At 42.5% G+C, this 19,429-nt stretch carries 19 protein-coding genes; 17 read left to right on the forward strand and 2 right to left on the reverse strand.

Annotated elements, in window-relative coordinates; all coding sequences use genetic code 11:
• The first annotated feature begins 162 nt into the window (after positions 1-162).
• The 8 genes from CU635_RS02550 to phoU all read left to right on the forward strand — a co-directional run bounded on the left by CU635_RS02550 (position 163) and on the right by phoU (position 9,503).
• Positions 163-771: a superoxide dismutase gene (locus CU635_RS02550; RefSeq protein ID WP_101575600.1), complete on the forward strand. Its 609-nt coding sequence runs from the start codon at positions 163-165 to the stop codon at positions 769-771.
• Between the two features lie 249 nt (positions 772-1,020).
• On the forward strand, positions 1,021-2,235 hold the full coding sequence (locus CU635_RS02555) for an MFS transporter (protein ID WP_101575601.1): 1,215 nt from the start codon (positions 1,021-1,023) through the stop codon (positions 2,233-2,235).
• 171 nt (positions 2,236-2,406) lie between these two features.
• Positions 2,407-4,539 carry a peptidoglycan D,D-transpeptidase FtsI family protein gene (locus tag CU635_RS02560; RefSeq protein WP_373270852.1) on the forward strand — a complete coding sequence of 711 codons (2,133 nt, stop codon included), beginning with the start codon at positions 2,407-2,409 and terminating at the stop codon, positions 4,537-4,539.
• A 327-nt stretch (positions 4,540-4,866) separates the two neighbouring features.
• Entirely contained in the window at positions 4,867-5,835 is a 969-nt protein-coding gene (locus CU635_RS02565; protein ID WP_101575603.1) for a PstS family phosphate ABC transporter substrate-binding protein, read from the forward strand.
• Between the two features lie 91 nt (positions 5,836-5,926).
• Positions 5,927-6,868, forward strand: a complete 942-nt coding sequence (pstC, locus tag CU635_RS02570) for a phosphate ABC transporter permease subunit PstC (RefSeq protein WP_101575819.1) — start codon at positions 5,927-5,929, stop codon at positions 6,866-6,868.
• Position 6,869: 1 nt separating this feature from the next.
• Positions 6,870-7,748: a phosphate ABC transporter permease PstA gene (gene pstA / locus CU635_RS02575; RefSeq protein WP_101575604.1), complete on the forward strand. Its 879-nt coding sequence runs from the start codon at positions 6,870-6,872 to the stop codon at positions 7,746-7,748.
• A 79-nt stretch (positions 7,749-7,827) separates the two neighbouring features.
• On the forward strand, positions 7,828-8,628 hold the full coding sequence (pstB, locus tag CU635_RS02580) for a phosphate ABC transporter ATP-binding protein PstB (protein WP_219619904.1): 801 nt from the start codon (positions 7,828-7,830) through the stop codon (positions 8,626-8,628).
• A gap of 215 nt (positions 8,629-8,843) precedes the next feature.
• Positions 8,844-9,503: a phosphate signaling complex protein PhoU gene (phoU, locus tag CU635_RS02585; protein WP_101575820.1), complete on the forward strand. Its 660-nt coding sequence runs from the start codon at positions 8,844-8,846 to the stop codon at positions 9,501-9,503.
• 31 nt (positions 9,504-9,534) lie between these two features.
• On the opposite strand, the gene CU635_RS02590 is transcribed toward phoU, so the two are convergent.
• Both CU635_RS02590 and CU635_RS02595 read right to left on the reverse strand, forming a co-directional pair.
• On the reverse strand, positions 9,535-10,026 hold the full coding sequence (locus CU635_RS02590) for an endolytic transglycosylase MltG (RefSeq protein ID WP_101575606.1): 492 nt from the start codon (positions 10,024-10,026) through the stop codon (positions 9,535-9,537).
• An 11-nt stretch (positions 10,027-10,037) separates the two neighbouring features.
• Positions 10,038-10,385, reverse strand: a complete 348-nt coding sequence (locus tag CU635_RS02595) for a hypothetical protein (protein ID WP_101575607.1) — start codon at positions 10,383-10,385, stop codon at positions 10,038-10,040.
• Between the two features lie 355 nt (positions 10,386-10,740).
• On the opposite strand from CU635_RS02595, the gene CU635_RS02600 reads away from it, so the two are divergent.
• From CU635_RS02600 to CU635_RS02640, 9 genes are all read left to right on the forward strand, one after another.
• A complete protein-coding gene (locus CU635_RS02600; RefSeq protein WP_101575608.1) occupies positions 10,741-11,433 on the forward strand; it encodes a DUF4912 domain-containing protein in 693 nt (230 codons plus the stop codon).
• A complete protein-coding gene (locus CU635_RS02605) occupies positions 11,430-13,850 on the forward strand; it encodes a glycosyltransferase (RefSeq protein ID WP_101575609.1) in 2,421 nt (806 codons plus the stop codon). The genes CU635_RS02600 and CU635_RS02605 overlap by 4 nt, the downstream gene beginning before the upstream one ends.
• Before the next feature lie 67 nt (positions 13,851-13,917).
• Positions 13,918-14,550: a hypothetical protein gene (locus CU635_RS02610; protein WP_101575610.1), complete on the forward strand. Its 633-nt coding sequence runs from the start codon at positions 13,918-13,920 to the stop codon at positions 14,548-14,550.
• A gap of 59 nt (positions 14,551-14,609) precedes the next feature.
• Entirely contained in the window at positions 14,610-14,759 is a 150-nt protein-coding gene (gene rpmG / locus CU635_RS02615) for a 50S ribosomal protein L33 (protein WP_101575611.1), read from the forward strand.
• A gap of 201 nt (positions 14,760-14,960) precedes the next feature.
• Positions 14,961-15,530 carry a 5-formyltetrahydrofolate cyclo-ligase gene (locus tag CU635_RS02620; protein ID WP_180956484.1) on the forward strand — a complete coding sequence of 190 codons (570 nt, stop codon included), beginning with the start codon at positions 14,961-14,963 and terminating at the stop codon, positions 15,528-15,530.
• Positions 15,523-16,296 (forward strand): DUF92 domain-containing protein, encoded by a 774-nt coding sequence (locus CU635_RS02625; RefSeq protein ID WP_101575613.1) that lies wholly within the window; start codon positions 15,523-15,525, stop codon positions 16,294-16,296. The genes CU635_RS02620 and CU635_RS02625 overlap by 8 nt, the downstream gene beginning before the upstream one ends.
• A 138-nt stretch (positions 16,297-16,434) precedes the next feature.
• Positions 16,435-17,391, forward strand: coding sequence for an L-lactate dehydrogenase (locus CU635_RS02630; RefSeq protein WP_101575614.1), 957 nt, complete (start codon positions 16,435-16,437; stop codon positions 17,389-17,391).
• 114 nt (positions 17,392-17,505) lie between these two features.
• Positions 17,506-17,703: a hypothetical protein gene (locus CU635_RS02635; RefSeq protein WP_101575615.1), complete on the forward strand. Its 198-nt coding sequence runs from the start codon at positions 17,506-17,508 to the stop codon at positions 17,701-17,703.
• A gap of 155 nt (positions 17,704-17,858) precedes the next feature.
• Complete coding sequence (locus tag CU635_RS02640; protein WP_101575821.1) at positions 17,859-19,415, forward strand: rhomboid family protein; 1,557 nt, start codon at positions 17,859-17,861, stop codon at positions 19,413-19,415.
• The last annotated feature ends 14 nt before the right edge of the window (positions 19,416-19,429 follow it).

Raw genomic sequence — 19,429 nt, forward strand, 5'->3', positions numbered from 1 at the left:
AATGAGGTCAATTATCCCAAAATACACTTTTAACAATGAAAATAGTGGAAATATTATAAGCATTTTATTTGAAACGCTTACCGAACTTTGGTAATCTTATGCTGAAGTGCTTAAGATCAAATCTTGAACACTAACTTTACGATACATAAGGAGGAAATAATGATGGCTTTTGAATTACCGCAATTACCTTATGCTTACGATGCATTGGAACCAAACATCGACAAAGAAACGATGAACATTCATCACACAAAGCACCATAACACATATGTGACAAACTTAAATAACGCTTTAGAAGGAAACGAAGAGCTACTTTCAAAAACTGTAGAAGAGGTTATTTCCAATTTGGACGCAGTTCCTGAAACTGTTCGCACAGCTGTGCGCAATAATGGCGGTGGACATGCAAACCATACGTTATTCTGGCAAATCCTTTCTCCAAACGGCGGCGGAGAGCCGACTGGCGAATTGGCAGATGCAATCAACAGCAAGTTCGGCAGCCTTGAAGCGTTCAAAGAAGAATTTTCAAAAGCAGCTACAACTCGTTTTGGCTCAGGTTGGGCATGGCTTGCAGTCAACAATGGCGAACTGGAAGTATCAAGCACTCCAAATCAGGATAATCCGTTAATGGAAGGCAAGACGCCGGTTCTTGGACTTGATGTTTGGGAACATTCTTACTACCTTAAATATCAAAACCGCCGTCCAGAATACATCAATGCATTCTGGAATGTTGTAAATTGGGATGAAGTATCCAAGCGTTATAGCGCGGCGAAATAATTTATAAATGAAGACCCCTGTCAGAGATTGTCCGGCAGGGGTTTTTATATGTATTAAAAATACTTGGCCGGTTTATGATCATAACTCATGATCGACGCGAAGAATTAAAGGAAAGACTCCGTGCTTTAACAGCAAACTTTCAGAATCAAAAGCATTCAGTCCTCATCCATATCCCTTTTTCGCTAGAAAGTGCATACACGAGTTGATTTTGTTGAAAACTACCCCTGTGATACAAAGGGGAGTTTTTTTATGAACTTGAAAAAATTGATCGGAGATGTCGAGCTTACAAGAGATTTAAGTTTATTGCTGTTGATTGGCGGCCTTTATTCATTGAGTGTTGCCCTTTCCAATACATTTGTTAACATTTATCTTTGGAAACAATCCGGTGAGTTTATGGATTTGGGATTATATAATTTATCGGTCGTCGTGCTTCAGCCGATCACTTTCATTTTGGCGGGCCGATGGGCGAAGAAAATTGACAGGGTAATTGTTTTGCGGATTGGCGTTATTTTTTTAGCCTCATTTTATTTGGCGGTCCTGTTTATAGGAACAGACGCGTCGAGCTTTTTACTGCTCCTCGGGGGGCTGCTCGGGATCGGCTATGGTTTTTACTGGCTCGCCTTTAATGTGCTAACCTTTGAAATTACCGAACCGGAAACGCGGGATTTCTTTAATGGTTTTCTCGGAATCTTGAACTCGATTGGCGGGATGATCGGACCGATTGCTGCAGGTTTTATTATTTCGCGGCTTGAGAATTTTACCGGCTATTCAATCGTCTTTGGTTTATCTTTAACATTGTTTTCAGCAGCCGTGTTTTTTAGCTTCTTTTTAAAAAGAAGGCCTGCGCAGGGGCGCTACTGGTTTCAGCGCATCCTTTCCGAACGAAACTATAATCGGAATTGGCGGCTGATTACAAATGCACATTTTTTTCAAGGGTTGCGTGAAGGCACATTTGTTTTTATCGTTTCTGTGTTTGTGTTTATTTCAACAGGAAGTGAAATGGCACTCGGAGCTTTTGGGTTGATTAATTCAGGGATTGCCTTTATTACATACTATATCGTTTCAAGGATGATTAAAAAGAGAAACCGGAAACAGGCGATTTTGATTGGCGGTTTGATTTTATATGGATCGATCTTCCTGATTGTCTTCGAACCTACATTTACAAAGATGCTGGTTTACGCAGCGGTCATCGCGATTGCCTATCCGCTTCTTCTTGTTCCATATGTGTCGCTCACCTATGATGTGATTGGCAGGGGGTGGAAAGCTGCGGAAATGAGAATCGAATATATTGTTGTCCGCGAGCTCTTTTTAAATTCGGGAAGGATCGTGTCAATTTCTTTATTTCTGCTCGCAATTACCTTTTTTAACAGCGAAAAAAGCATTCCTATTCTGCTGCTCATCCTTGGAGCCGGCCATTCCCTCATCTACTTATGTGTCCGCAATATTCATTTTTCTTCACCTTGACGGGGAATTCGACAAATTCTTCGTTTTTATTTCTGGAAAATGCGGTTAGTAATAGATAAATCGATCTTTTTCTTATAGAATAAAGAATAGAAAAATGTAATCCTTTTATAAGGGAAGTGTGGAGAGTTGAACAAAAAGAAAAAGAAGACGCACGTGCCGTTTCGGTTGAATATGTTGTTCTTCGCTGTGTTTTTGCTTTTTTCATTATTGATCTTGAGATTGGGCGTTGTCCAAATTGTATATGGTGACGATTATAAACGTGAGATTGCACGGACCGAGGATAAAATTATCAACAATTCGGTGCCGCGGGGGAAAATGTTTGACCGCAACGGAAAGGTGATTGTTGATAACACGCCGCTGAATGCGATCACGTATACGAAATATCAAGGAACAAAGCAGCAGGAGATTTTGAGAGTTGCCGAGAATCTGGCCCAGCTGATTGATAAAGATACAAAAAAAATACGAGAGCGGGATAGGAAAGATTTTTGGATTATGAAAAACCCTGACCGCGCTGCTGAAAAAATTACTGATAAAGAACAAGCATTATTTGAGGGAAAAGAGCTGACGGATAAGGATCTCTACAAACTGCAGCTCGAAAGAATTACCGAAGACGAAATTAATGAATTTTCCAATGAAGAACTTGAGGTGCTTGCGATCTACCGGGAATTAAGCTCGGGTTATGCACTGACACCGCAAATTGTCAAAAACGAGGGGGTAACCCCTGAAGAATTTGCAGTTGTCAGCGAGAACCTCGAACATTTACCTGGAGTTGATACCACGACTGACTGGGATCGTTATTATGCATTCGGCGATACGCTGAAGTCCGTGCTTGGGAAAGTATCCGATGCGGATAAAGGTTTGCCTGAGGAGCAGCTTGATTACTACCTGTCACGCGACTATAATCGGAATGACCGCGTCGGAATCAGCTATATCGAACAGCAATATGAGGATGTTTTGCACGGCCAAAAAGCGAAGGTTAAAAATATTACCGATAAAGCGGGCAATGTCCTTAAAACAGAAATCATTTCCGAGGGACAGCGCGGCAAAGACTTAGTCCTCTCCACTGATATGGATTTGCAGCTCGCAGTTGAGAAAGCGATCGAAGAAGAGCTTTGGGCTGCAAAAGGTCAAGCAGGGACCACCCTATTGGACCGGGCATATGTTGTGATGATGGATCCGAATACGGGAGAAATCCTATCCATGGCAGGTAAACGAATTGTAAAAAATGAAGAAACGGGCCAGGATGAAATGCAGGATGATGCGCTCGGAAATATCACGACCACCTACAACGTTGGGTCTGCTGTCAAGGGTGCGACGATTTTGACAGGTTATCAAAACGAGGCAATTGCACCTGGAACACGCCACCATGATGCACCGATGTATATTAGAAGTACACCAGTAAAAAAATCGTGGACAAACATGGGTACTGTTGATGATCTCTTTGCGTTAAAAAGATCTTCGAACGTCTATATGTTCAAAACGGCGGTCACGATCGGCGGTGGCCAATATATTCCGCAGGGCCCGCTTAAGCTGAACACAAAGGCTTTTGACACAATCCGTGATTCATTCAGCCAGTTTGGCCTGGGCGTCAGAACCGGGATTGACCTGCCGAATGAAACGATTGGCTTTAAAGGAATGGACACAAGACCCGGTTTCCTGCTTGACCTCGTGATCGGCCAGTATGATACTTATTCCAATATGATGCTCGCCCAGTATGTTTCAACGATTGCCAATGGCGGCCACCGCCTTGAGCCGCATTTGGTGAAGCAAATCAGGGAGCCGGTTATGGAAAATAACCAGCTTGGCCCAGTCATGCAGGAAATCAAACCAAAGGTTCTTAATAAGCTGCCGATGAAAGAAGAGTGGATAGAGCGTGTCCAGGAAGGCTTCCGCCAGGTCGTCCAGGAACCGGGGGGTACAGCATACAGTTGGTTCCCGCTCGAATATTTGCCGGCTGGGAAAACGGGAACAGCTGAAGCTTTTTATGACGGGCCACTAAGAAAGAATTTTGGTAAAGAAGCTCCTGAAGTCATGAACTTAAGCTTTGTCGGTTACGCGCCACATGAAAACCCTGAGGTTGCCATCGCCGTGTTAGTGCCGTGGGCATTCCAGGGTGACAAAGACCATAAAGCCAACCTTAAAATAGGAAAAAAAGCATTTGATGCTTACTTTAACTTAAAGAAACAGCGTGTCGAACAAAATATGAACCAAGCAAACCCTGTCCAGCTAGTGGAAAACATTGAAGAGGTTCAGGCGGGCCAGGAAATAGCAAGGGAAGTAAACGAACAAAGTGTCGAAAATTAATATGGGAATACAAACAAAAAAACTGCTTTCGAAAACTGAAAGCAGTTTTTTTATTTGGGTATAATAAGTTAAATTTCACTGATTTCTGGTGTGTTTTTAATTTTGGCGATTTTAATTCAGCGATTTTGGGTATAGTAAAAAAAACTTTAAATATCCGGATCAGACAGTGCATGCAAATTATTAATTTTACCTGCTTTCGACATTTTTACACAGATTTCAGCTAAATTTACAAAACCTTTACAAAGTGTTAAAACGCGATTAATAGTTTAGCTTTAATGTATTACATGTAGGACAAAACAACCATATCTCTTAGGGGGACCAAAAGAAATGAAAAAGTTTAAGTTCTTGGCACTATCAGCAGTGATGAGTACTTTGCTTGCAGTTACTGCAGCATGTGGAAACGGAACTGAAGGGGACAATGAAAACACCGATTCAGGCACAGGTACTGAAAACGCACAATTATCAGGTGACATTAATATCGACGGATCTTCAACTGTATATCCAATCATGGAGGCAGTTGCTGAAGAATATCAAATGGAACAGCCGGATGTGAAAGTATCTGTAGGATTCTCCGGGACAGGCGGCGGATTTGAAAAGTTTATTGCCGGCCAAACCGATATGGCCAACGCATCCCGTCCAATTAAAGATGAAGAAAAAGCCCAATTAGAAGAAAAGGGCATTGAATTCACAGAATTTAAACTTGCGAACGACGGCCTTTCAGTGGTTGTAAACCCTGATAATGACTGGGTTGATAATTTAACGGTAGAAGAACTAAAAAAAATGTGGGTCAATGATGGTACAACAAAGAAATGGTCCGATATTCGTGAAGGATGGCCGGAAGAAGAAATTAAGTTTTATTCACCGGGAACAGACTCCGGAACTTATGATTATTGGAACGAAGTGATCCTTGAAGACGAAGAAATGGTTCAAGGCGCAACACAATCTGAAGACGACAATGTTCTCGTTCAAGGCGTTGGCAATGACAAGAATGCGATCGGATTCTTCGGTTACGCATACTATGTTGAAAATAAAGACAGCTTAAAAGTAGTACCGATTGATAATGGTGAAGGTCCGGTTGAACCGACAAATGAAACGGTTGAAAGCGGAGAATATGCACCACTTTCCCGCCCATTATTTACTTATGTAAGCAATGAAGCAGTAAAAGAAGAGCATGTGTACGATTACATGACATACTTACTTGAAAACGCTGGCGCGCTTTCAGAAGACGTTGGTTATGTAAGCCTTCCTGAAGAAGACTATACTGCAGGATTGGAAACACTTGAAGGATTGAAGTAATACTGGTTTTGACAAGATGGGAAGCCCTTCCTTGGTGCTTCTCATCTTGTCATGTGGATGAAAGGGGTTTTTTATTTTGGCTGGCAATAAAATGTCAACAGCACAGTCTCTCTCAGTACGCGAGCTGATTCAAGCAAAAAAGCAAAGAAAAGGCACGCTGACCATCATGGAAAAAGTAGTCCCGATTATTCTGTTGGGAACAGCGGTTATTTCTGTTTTAACAACCTTTGGTATCTTATTTACACTTATTTTTGAAACATTTGAGTTTTTCAGCCGTGTTTCAATCGCGGAATTTTTCACATCTACCAAGTGGTATCCGTTTTCGGAAACATCGGGGTCATACGGAATTTTACCGCTTGTTGCAGGTACGTTAAAAGTAACGGCAATCGCATCGCTTGTCGCAGTACCGATTGGCATCGCATCTGCCATTTACTTGAGTGAATATGCTTCAGACAAAACCCGACGGATTATCAAGCCGATTTTAGAAGTACTGGCCGGTATTCCAACGATTGTATACGGTTTTTTTGCATTGACATTTGTAACGCCACTTTTGCGCAGTTTCATACCTGGACTGGATTTCTTCAACGCACTAAGTGCAGGGATTGTTGTCGGAATTATGATTACGCCGATGGTGACCTCTCTTTCGGAAGATGCAATGTCATCGGTGCCGAGAACGATGCGTGAAGGAGCGTTTGCACTTGGTTCTACTAAATTTGAAGTAGCAATAAAAGTCGTGTTGCCTGCAGCTGTTTCCGGCATTGTGGCTTCTGTTGTTTTAGCTCTTTCCCGTGCCATCGGTGAAACGATGATCGTGACATTGGCAGCCGGGTCAACTCCGAGCCTGGAATGGGATGTAACTTCATCCATTCAAACGATGACAGCCTATATTGCGCAGGTTAGCTCCGGAGATGCCGGTTTTGGGACGACGATCTATTACAGCATTTATGCAGTGGGTATGACTTTATTTGTTTTCACGCTCGCGATGAACCTGCTTGCACAGTTTATCTCTCGCCGCTTCAGGGAGGAATACTAATATGAAACTAGTGGATCAAAAAATTGTTGAAAAGAAAATGCCGGCTCGGATTATGCGAAATAATCTTTTCAAAGGAATCTTCTTCATTGCTACATGCTTTGGATTAGTGGTTCTGGCGATTCTACTATATCGGATATTCACTCAAGGAATTGGCTATCTGAACTTGGACTTTTTGCAGAACTTGCCTTCAAGAAGACCTGAGCAAGCTGGAGTAAAAACAGCGTTAATCGGGACAATATGGCTGATGGGGGTCATTGCGCCTGTTTCTTTGTTTCTTGGGGTAGGAACGGCATTATATTTAGAAGAGTATGCCAAGAAAAATAAGTTTAATGCATTCGTTAAAGTAAATATTTCGAACTTGGCTGGTGTGCCATCGATCGTATTTGGTTTGCTTGGTTTGACCATTTTTGCGCGTGCGCTTGCTTTGGGTAATAGCGTACTTACAGCCGGGCTGACGATGAGCTTGCTTGTTTTGCCTGTTATTATTGTCGCATCCCAGGAAGCGATTCGCGCCGTGCCAAGAGAGCTTCGTGAAGCGTCTTATGGGATGGGAGCGACAAAATGGCAGACAATCGTCCGTGTTGTACTTCCGGCTGCGATTCCGGGGATTTTAACTGGGGGGATTCTCGCGCTTTCACGTGCGATTGGCGAAACCGCCCCATTGCTTGTAGTCGGAATTCCATTGTTTATTGCGTTCACACCAACATCGATTTTCGACACTTTTACCGTTCTGCCAATGCAGATATATAACTGGACGAGCCGTCCGCAGGAAGAGTTTCATGCCGTTGCCGCGGCGGGGATTCTGGTGCTTCTTGTCCTATTATTGTTAATGAATTCAATTGCGGTAATCATCCGCAATAAATTTCAAAAGAGATATTAAGACCTGGACGATAAAGTTACTTTTCTTTTTGGATGAAGGAGGAAATCATATGAGTACGACAAAAGAGAAGACAGTTGTAATGAATATGGGGAACGATCAAAGAAATAACGTGGAAAATGCCGAAAAATCCATCGTTTATAAGACTTCAGGTTTGAACCTCTGGTATGGTGAAAACCAGGCTTTAAAGAATATTGACCTTGATATTTTCGAAAATGAAGTAACAGCGATTATCGGCCCTTCCGGGTGTGGTAAATCCACATATATTAAAGTTCTAAACCGGATGATTGAGCTCATTCCTGGCGTGCGCACTTCAGGAACGATTTCTTACAGAGGGCGCAATATTCTTGATCGCGATTATAAAGTAGAGGAATTACGCACGCAGGTTGGCATGGTGTTCCAAAAGCCTAATCCTTTCCCAAAATCAATTTATGAAAATGTAGCATACGGACCGAGGATTCATGGTATTCGTGATAAAAAGATCCTTGATCAAATTGTTGAAACGAGCTTAAGAGGAGCAGCGATCTGGGACGAAGTAAAGGATCGCTTAAACCAGAATGCTTATGGTTTATCAGGCGGCCAGCAGCAGCGTTTATGTATCGCGCGCTGTCTTGCGATTGAGCCCGATGTCATTTTAATGGATGAACCAACATCAGCCCTTGACCCGATATCAACACTAAAGGTCGAAGAACTTGTGCAGGAGTTAAAGAAAAACTTCAGTATCATTATCGTAACGCATAATATGCAGCAAGCAGCACGTATTTCTGATAAAACGGCTTTCTTCCTGAATGGAGAGGTTGTTGAATTTTCTGATACGGATAAAATATTCTCAACTCCGGCGGATAAACGGACGGAAGATTATATTACTGGTCGATTCGGGTGATAAGAAAAATCGTGCGAAACATCGCGCGATTTTTCATAATATAACTATTGTCTGCGTTTAAAAAACTGAGCGTTTCGAGGTACACGACTTACTGTTGGCGACAAACCAGGGGTGGGGCACGCTTAGTGGGCCCGGCATTTGTCTGCTTTGAACGACAGGCTTACAAGGCATTCGCACTTTTCTTATATCATGGCGTGATGAAGGGAGACAATCACATGGTTGTACGGGAAAAATTTCAGGAAGAACTGAATGATTTACAAAGCAAGCTTAATGAATTGGGGCAATTGGCAAGTGAGGCGTTAACAAGATCTCTTGAGGCTTTGGAAACAAAAAACATCGAGCTTGCGCTGGAAATTATGGAAGACGATACGAAAGCTGATATTTTGGAAGAGGAAATCAATGATCTTGCCATTTTGCTGATTGCCAAGCAGCAGCCGGTAGCGATTGATCTGCGCAGAATTATCGTAGCCATTAAGATTGCGACTGACATCGAAAGGATTGCGGATTTTGCTGTCAATATTGCTAAATCGACGATCAGGATTGGCAATGAGCCGCTCGTAAAACCAATCGAGCACATCAAGCAAATGCACAAGCTGAATTTAGAGATGTTACAGATTGCTTTAGAAGGTTATACGGAAGAAGATGTTGTAAAGGGCAAGAAGGTTGCCGAAATGGATGATCACGTTGATGATTTATATGGGGAAGCCATTAAGGACCTTCTCCAGCTAAGTATTCAAAAGCCTGAATTCTTACCGCAAATTACCCAGCTGTCATTTGTATGCCGCTATCTGGAAAGAGCTGCTGATCATACTACGAATATTGCCGAAAGCATTATTTATTTAGTTAGAGGACGCCGCTACGATTTGAATAGTTAATAAAAAAAGGAGCAAGCGCAAGCTTGCTCCTTTAATTTTTTGTAATCAATTTCCCGATCTCCTCATAATCCATGTCCGTATGTATTTCAAAGGTTCCGACCTGGATTTTCGTGCTGTAGCCGGAACGATTCATAAATAACTCGAATTCACTAGGGTTTTCGATAATGCTCTGCTCGGCAAGGAGGCTGGCAATTTCCGAAGAGGTCATGCCGCTGGTAACTTCAAGCTGATACTCAGGTGCAGATTGCTCGGGAATCTGTTCTGGTTGTTCTGTACTTGCCGCTTCTTGTCTCTCTTTTTCGATCGTCTCAGGCGGACTCGCTTCTGTTCGTTCTTTACCAGTCCGTTTCAGTTCCATAAAATGATTTTGCGATAAAACGACATAGCCTTCAGCTTCGAGCTTCTTGATCGATTGATCAACAGACTGGGCCTGTTGTCCATCAATAAAAAAATAATATGAACCGATGCAGCTTACTGTGAATAAAATTCCAACTGCAAATGATCTTACACTTCGCTTATTCATAACGCGTCCCCTTATCCTAATTCCTGAAGAATCGAATCTACTTCACTCGTCGATAGAGACGATTGCCTGGCAATTTGTTGAGTCGTTAAGCCTTGCTGGGCAAGAGAAATAACCTGATTTTTTAAAATCGCGTGGACTTCCCTTCTTTCCGGAACAAACGAAGGCTGCAAATCTTCATAAACAAGAAGTTCTTCCTCGAGAACAGCCAGTTTCTTTTTGATTTGGTAGATTTCCTGCATTTGCTGCAATGAAAATTCATCCAGTTCATCGCGGATCTCCTTGTGCGGATCTTTCAGAAATATCGAAACAATGATTAATAGTATTGAAAGGGCAAGCATCCCTAACATCAAATACTCCATTATATACACCTCAGTTGTGTTCATTTATATATGACAAAAATATTTTACCATTAGAAACAGCAAATTTCGATGTTATTCGCATCAATAATTTTTCAGAAAAAGGATTGTCGGAAAAAGAAGATTAAAAAACGGCCGTTGTCGGAACATCTGTTAGTCATGAAAGATTCCTAAAAAAAATTGCAGGTTTTACATCAGTTCCACTGCACTCATCCAGGTTTTATACAAGATCCGACAAAATGCGTTTATTGTGGGCTTTTCCTTTCAATGCTAACATGAAAGTAATCCTTTTGGTCATCATTCAGAAGCGTTCATGAATATATTATCCGTTTTAGTCATAACGAAATGAGGTGCTGCAATGATTGAGGAAATTATAAAGCTTCGCAGGAACGGGCTTTCGTTTCGTAAAATAGCCCTCGAGCTTGGCTCAACTGTCGGTAGGGTCCAATACCAGTGGAAAAAATATATAAATGAAGAACGTAAAGGTTTGCGGACTGGCATCGTATCCAGACCGGAGCAAATCGACGTCAGAGCTGGAAACGGCTTTTCAGGGCTGGGTGATTCTGCTCCTCTTACAACGCAAGACGAGCTTGTTTTGTGGAGCGTTTCTGCTGACAAAGTTTATGCCTTTTGGAGACTTTCTCGCTTTATAAAGAACCTCGTCCAACAATACTTTGATCAGGATTATCGCGATCTTTCAACAGTGCTGCGCCTGTATGATATCACTTCAATTATTTTTAATGGACATAATGCACATGGACACCATGAAATCATGATCGCGGAAGATGTGCAAAACTGGACTTTTAAAGGGCTGAAACCAAATCGTTCTTACTGTATAGAACTTGGCGTGAAACTGTCTGGAACGAAATTTTTCCCTTTGTTGCGATCTAATTCGATTCATATGACAAGAACTTCGGCACAACAGAGCGGAAAATTATTGAAGGACATTACAACATTTATGGAAAAATATGATTCTCCTCCTAATTGGATTGAACATGTCAGCACCTACAGCTATTATGAGAAAACGATTAGAAAAGAGGAGAGGGAATGACAAAAGTGAATTTTCAGCTTGTCTTATACTCAGACTTTTCCTATCTAGATATTGAGAGTTGCTTAGAAGCACAGCAAGTACCAGCCTATAAGTTTTCTGCAGAACTAATTCGCTTTCTTGACTATTTGCAAACATGCAGCCATGATGCAGTATTCCAGCTAGCTTTACCAGCTGTTTATTATGAACTGGCCGATCAGCCTGTTTTTCGACAAGCGTTGACGGAATATTTAGAAAAAAATGACGAACATCAACATATTCTTAAAGCATGGGCAAACTGGGAATATCGGATATCTGTACCAATTCGTCAGCTGATAAAGGATGGAAAGCTTGAGTTACTTGCCAGCCCGGCGACAGGGGCATTGCTGCCATTTATTTCTACACCGGCCGGCATGAAGTCACAAATAAACGAGGGGCTTTCGATTCTCGAGGATTACTTCCATGTAAAGCCGAAAGGATTCTGGTTTCCGCAATGTGCATACACGCCGGGGCTGGATTTGTATTTACTGAATGAAGGGTTCCAGTTTAGTTATCTACATGAACATGCGATAAAGTATGGGGACCCGCTCCCGAAGGCCGCAGGAGCTGAGCCGGTTCAGACTCCAAGAGGACTGACGGTTTTTCCAATCAGTGAACTTATCATCGATGACCTGTCGATGGAGATCGGCAGGAAAGTAAACGAGTTGGCTTCTAACAGCAACCCGCCGATATTGTCAACCGCGTTCGAACTCACTTTTTTTACAAGCGATCTTGCCAACTATATCGGGCAAATTACCGATCTTGCCGATGAAAAAATCATTTGCTGGCAGCAGGCAGGTGTTGTTCAGAAAGAGCCTGAACAAATCCACCTGAGCACCTCGGCATTGCCTTTTGGCCAATCCGAACAGCTGGTGGAGGAAAGACTTCTTCCTTATTTTGAAGAAAGCTTTTTAATTGAAAAAGAGCTTGAACAATTAGCTGGTAAGATTGAGGGGACCAGCGATCAGAAAACGGTCATGAAACAAATGATTGTTGAATGGACTTTATTAACCGGGCAAATAGCAAGCAAGAAGCACTTCAATAAAGCAGATGCTGATAAGCATATTTTCAACTACAAGCAATTAAAATCAGCTCTTTTGACAGGGGCAATTGGCAATCGCTTCGAACTCCCACAAGGGTTTCCGCCAGCTGTGTTAACCTCCCTATCTGTTGATACATGGATAAATGAAGTGAAACCGGAAAAAGGGCATCAAATGCGCAATCAAAAGTGTAAAATTCTCATGTTAACGTGGGAGTATCCCCCCAATATTGTCGGGGGCCTCGCAAGGCATGTGCATGGATTGTCGGTCAGCCTCGCAAAGCAGGATTACGAAGTGCATGTGATCACTGCAATGGCTGATGGTTTGGTCCGCTTCGAATTAATGGAAGGTGTATATGTCCACAGGGTAACAGCATATAACGAAAAAGACAGTGATTTCCTGGCGTGGATGGGAGGCTTAAATGTAGCAATCGCTTCAAAAGCAGCCGAACTCTCATCACTCTTCCATTTCGATGTTATTCATGCCCATGATTGGCTAACCGGCAGTGCTGCCGCCGCTCTGAAAAAGTTGCTGAAGCTTCCTTTAGTAGTGACGATCCATGCAACCGAGCATGGGCGCAACAATGGCATTTATACCGAAATGCAGCGGTCGATTCACAGAAAAGAAACAAAACTGCTTGATGTATCGGACCATGTTATTGTCTGCAGTGAATTTATGAAAGAAGAACTTGGCCTTATTTTTGGGACGAATTCGGCAAAGATATCTGTCATTGCCAACGGGATCGAGAAAGCACCCCGTACAGACACTGATAGTTCAGGATTGAACGGGCTTCCAATCTGCCATGATAAAAAACTTATTTTCTCGATTGGGAGAATGGTGGCTGAAAAAGGATTTGAAACACTAATTGAAGCCGCCAGCAAAATGAGACACCTTGAGGAAGATATTTACTTTATTATTGCAGGCAAAGGTCCGATGCTTGAGGTTTATCGAAAAATGGTAAAAGATTATCAACTCGAAAATTTTGTGTATTTACTCGGTTTTATTAATGACGAGCAACGGAACGCGCTAATGGCAGAATGTTCGATCACCATCTTTCCGAGCCTGTACGAGCCGTTTGGGATTGTTGCCCTTGAAGCAATGAGCTTTGGAAAGCCGGTGATTGTTTCAGAAACAGGTGGTTTGAAAGGATTTGTCCAGCATGGTAAAACTGGCTTGCTGATGGATCCGGGCAGCTCTGAGAACCTGATCCAACAAGCAGAATGGCTTCTTGAAAATGAGCAAAAGGCATTTGAAATTGGCGAACAAGGCAGAAAAATGGTTGAAAGCTTATTTAGCTGGAACCGGATCGCCGAGGAAACAAAGCGGGTTTTTGACGAAGCCCTTTTAAACTTTAGAATCTAGTTGTTCATTGATCTGAAAGATATGATCACATTTCTAGTAAAAAAATAAAAACATAAAAGGTGTAAACATGAAAACAAAAGATGGTCCATTCTTTCGAGGAAACGTGCCAGCAGAATATAGGGAAACGGAACAACTTAAAGCTAAGCCGGGGATTTGGGTAAACGGAAAGATGTATTGGGTAGATAGCGGTTATGAAAAGCTTATACCAGAACAATTGCTTTCAATTAAAATGAACAGACACCATCCCCACTCTAAAATTCGTTTTTATGATATGTATGTAACAAATCATTCTCTCGAGCCAACCGAAATCAAAGTTCTCATGATGCATTCTTATGAAAATGCAACAAAAGACCATGTTACATTTATTTCCCCCGTAAAAAAAGTAATTTTTCATCTGACCGAAGACCATGTTTTTTTAATAAACGGTCACTATAACGGTGAACCAATGGAGGAGTCGACTGTCCAGCCACTCTGGAATATTGGTTCAGAAGCTTTTTGGAGCTGCGCTGAAAAAGGACGGCTCCGCTATCAGCCGATGGCAAAAGGATTGGCAGTCAGCATTTTCTCCCTTTCTTTGAAATTGGCAGCCAGGCAGACAGTCACAGCCAATGCATGGATGATGAAAGGATCGTCACAGGACGAGCTGTTTTATTTAAATCAGGCAGTTTTAAAAAATAGACTAGCATTTCCCTGCAAATAATGCTATTATAGAAAAGTCGTATGCACGAACTAGTTACACATAGTTTGGAGGGAAATAACATGCGTGTAAACATTACATTAGCTTGCACAGAGACTGGTGATCGCAACTATATCACTACAAAAAATAAACGAAATAACCCGGACCGTCTTGAGCTAAAGAAATATAGCCCAAGATTGAAACGTGTTACTTTACACCGCGAAACAAAATAAGCAGTGGGAGTTATTCCTGCTGTTTTTTTGTATAAAAAAATCGACTTTTACGTTATAGAAAGTCAGCGGCGAGACTGAGCATTTTAAATTCAACGAGAAAACAGGGAGCCCATTTTTAATCCGTGCTTCCTGATTAAAAAACCCGCTGTTATCGAGCGGGTTTTCTTTTTGTACAGCTTTATAAACAGGGGGTGTGTGTTCATGAACAGGAAAAATGAGATTCGGAAAATAGTAAAAGAGCAGCTCGCTATTCTGAACAAACCATTATATGAGGATAAATCGTATCGGATCGCGACACAGCTGTATCAAGATAGGAGCTGGCGGGCAGCGAAGACGATTGGTGTAACGATATCAAATTTTCCAGAGGTTGATACATATCAAATCATTCGAAAAGCTTGGGAGCTTGGCAAGCGTGTCGTTGTGCCGAAATGTATTCCGGCGCAAAAGCAATTAATCTTCCGCACGATCGAAAGCTTTACCGATCTGGAAACAGTGTTTTTCGGATTATACGAGCCTGTTGAGGAGCTGACAACTGCAGTTGATGCCGAAAGCATCGATTTAGTAATTGTCCCGGGCCTTGCATTCGACCGGAGCGGTTTTAGAATTGGCTTTGGCGGTGGTTATTATGATCGATTTTTAGCCGATTATCATGGCGGGGCAATATCACTCGCGTTTCAAGCGCAACTGTTCGAAGAACTTCCAGTTGAGGAACACGATATACCTGTTGCAAAAATTATTACTGAGACAGCAGTAATTGTTGCCGATGAGTAATACAGTGATTTTAGCGTTGTTCGTTGTTGCCGCTGCTATCCTCGCTTTTTTATCTCATTCATTATCAAAAAGCGGGGCACTGGCCTCTGTCCTGACCGGCATTGCCATTGCTGCGGGAACTGGTCTGGAAGGATTAATCTTGTTGGGGGCCTTTTTTGTCAGTTCAAGTTTATGGTCAAAATATCGGGCCGGAGAGAAAGCTTTTGCCGACAAACACGAAAAGGGTTCCAGGAGAGATTGGAAACAAGTACTTGCGAACGGAGGCATTCCGGCATGTTTGGCCTTGGTTCATTATTACACGCATGATCCAGTCTGGATCGTCGGTCTTTCAATCGCTTTTGCCGCCGCTAATGCCGATACATGGGCGTCTGAAATCGGCTCACTCAGTAAAACCCAGCCGGTGCTGATCAGGAATTTCCAGCGGGTTGAGAAAGGGACCTCAGGTGCTGTTACCGTTAAGGGGACGGTAGCTGCTTTGTGCGGCTCTCTGCTGATTGCCATTTTAGCTGCATGTTTATTTCAATTTGATTTTACCCTTGCCTTGTTGGTTTTCTTACTGGGGTTCACAGGGAATCTTATCGATACTCTCTTAGGCGCATATCTTCAAGCAGCTTATCAGTGTACTCACTGCCGCTCAGTGATCGAAAAAAACAGCCATTGCGGCAAACAGGCGCAGCTTATTAAGGGCTTTCGGCTATTTGATAATGACGCCGTCAACTTTTTATCATGTTTGATCGCGGCGGCAGCGGGAATGCTCTTATATTAGTGGGTTCGCAGCCAAATGGAGTAAAGACGCGTTTACACTGCCAGCAATTGGTGAAAATAGATTAAAGTACGATGTACAGTCCAGTTCATATCACTGTATACAGGTCATTGATAAATATGTAAACAAAGGGGTAATGGTATGCAAAAAGGAGTAAACCGGGTAGCGCTTATCGGAACTGGATCTGTCGGGTCCAGCTATGCTTTCGCTCTTTTGAATCAAGGGGTTACCGAAGAGCTTGTCTTAATAGATTTAAATAAGGAAAAATCTGAGGGGGATGCGATGGATCTTAACCACGGAATGGCATTTGCCCCATCCCCGACGAAAATATGGTATGGAGATTATTCTGATTGCCGCAACGCCGACCTGGTCGTTCTATGTGCCGGAGCAAACCAGAAGCCGGGAGAAACGAGGCTTGACCTTGTTGAAAAGAACACGCGGATTTTTCAATCGATTGTCGAACAGGTTATGAAGAATGGTTTTGACGGAATCTTTCTCGTCGCGACCAATCCGGTTGACATTTTAACCTATGCGGTTTGGAAATTTTCAGGGCTTCCAAAGGAACGGGTAATCGGGTCTGGAACGCTCCTGGATACTGCGCGCTTCCGTTTTCTGCTTGGCGAATATTTTCACGTTGATACCCGAAATGTTCATGCGTATATTATTGGTGAGCATGGTGACACAGAGCTTCCGGTCTGGAGCCATGCTGATATTGCAGGCAGATCTGTCTCCGATTGGATTGAGAGCCATGCCGAGATTCGCAGTGATGATCTAGAGGATTTATTTATCAATGTGCGTGATGCTGCATACCACATCATCCAGCGAAAGGGTGCCACTTATTATGGTATTGCGATGAGCCTGGTCCGGCTTACTAAGGCTATTTTACAAAATGAAAACTCTGTTTTAACGGTTTCCGCTTATTTGCACGGCGAATACGGGCATAAAGATATTTATATTGGCGTTCCGGCCGTTGTCAATCGAACCGGAATAAGAGAAATTGTTGAACTTGATTTGACCGAAGAGGAGAATGAGAAATTCACCCATTCTGTTGATGTGCTGAAAAAGGCAATGGACCCTGTCTATAAAAGGAAAAGTTAATTGAAGGGACCATTGGCCTTGTTCATGAATAGCCATGTTCTTCTAAAGTGCCGGCGATTTCAGCGCGGATAAAAAAAGCGGTTATTCCTCAAACTAGTGCAAGGAGGGATGTTTATGATCAGGATAATGTCTTCAATTTTTTTAATTGGAACCGCAGGTTATTTTGTGTTTAAAAATCGTTATAAGTTAGTCAATTCGGCGATGCGAAGTCCAATAGGCCGAAGGTTTTTCGTTGCTTCCCTGATGAGTATTCCGGGAGTCAAAAACAAAATGATGCAAACCGTATTCTCAGGACCTGCCGGCGGTAAATGAAAAGACCGATGCAGGTCTTTTTTCAGAAAAAAAGTAATCAGAATTGTTACACATACCCTTATGATTTTCTTAAAAACGGAATATACGATTTGTATTTATACGATAAAATAAGTTTTATCAGGGCCCGTGCTGAAACAAAGAAAGTAGGGGGAAAATTGAGCTTTCGGGAAGATTATTTATTTTGGAGACTCGCTCTTTATTTCATTTCCAAGCAACATTACCGGATCGTTCAGCTATCCAATGAGCAAACCGAGCTTTGGCTTGAAAAAACTGAACAAAAACAGGCGCAAATCATCAGACTTGTGAGATACAATCTTGATTGGGGAAATTGGCTGCAACGCGATATTGAATTAACGGCGACGAATGGGGAAAGGATTCGCAAGCAGCTTCGCCACCGTGAATTGAAGGTTGTTAATATTTATGTAACCCCATATCCCCCTGTAGATGATTATTCGTTTCATATTGAGAAGCCGTATTCACACCCGGATTTACCGAAGACCATGGTCTCAACCCATATCATCGACCGGGCGAACGGGCTTTCGGCACTCGAAGCTGTTGGACAATATTTTCACGATTCAATTTCATTCACTGCCAATGGGGAATATACGGAACAGGACGTCGAGGCGGTTAAGCAAGCGGCATTGACCGAGGCTGTAAATAAGGCCAAAAAAGAAAAAGCCGTTTTTGAGTACGGAAGACCGTTCTTCTCCTACATTTTTATCGCTATTCAAGTGATGATGTTCCTTATTCTTGAATTGAATGGAGGTAGTACAAACACTGCAACGCTTATAGAATATGGTGCGAAGTCCAATCCGCACATCATTGCAGGCGAATGGTGGCGGTTTTTCACACCGATTGTCCTTCATATCGGCATCCTTCATTTATTCATGAATACGCTCGCTCTTTTCTATCTCGGCCCATTGATAGAAAGGATTTACGGCAACATACGGTTTGTTGTGATTTACTTATTTGCAGGGTTTACCGGGTCGCTTGCCAGCTTCGCATTCAGCCCGAGCCTATCTGCCGGGGCAAGCGGAGCCATTTTCGGCTGCTTTGGCGCTCTCCTTTATTTCGGGCTCATTCATCCAAAGCTATTTTTTCGGACGATGGGCATGAATGTCATTGTTGTGATCGCAATCAATCTTGGATTGGGATTTGCTATTCCGGGAATTGATAACGCCGGTCACATCGGTGGTCTTGCTGGCGGCTTTTTAGCAGCGGGTGTCGTTCATTTTCCGGAAAAGAAAAAACTTTTACTGCAGCTGCTATTTTTAATTTTAAGTATTGGCTCGATCCGATGGCTGTTAAATTACGGATATGAAGAAACAGCAAGAACAAGGGATGAACAATTGGTGCTCTCACTTGCAGGGAAATATGCCGAATCGCAACAATACGATCAGACATATAAAACACTTTTAAACTATCCAGAAAGTGAAAATCGTTCAGCCCAATTTTTGTATGCACTGGCCTTTACAGAATTAAAACTGGGAATGAATGACGAGGCGAAAGGCCATTTGTTCGAAACGATTGAAAAGGAGTCACGCTTCGATGAGGCTCATTATTATTTAGCATGGGTCTTATTTACAGAACGAAAAGTTCAAGAAGCACAAACCCATGCAGAAAATGCAGTGAAAATCAAACCATCCAACGAGGAATATCAACAGTTATTAAAAAGGATTAACGATTATCCTGAATCCGCTGCCGGAGGATAACGGGTTCCCCGTCA

This window comes from Bacillus canaveralius, assembly GCF_002860125.1.
GTDB lineage: Bacteria > Bacillota > Bacilli > Bacillales > Cytobacillaceae > Bacillus_BJ > Bacillus_BJ canaveralius.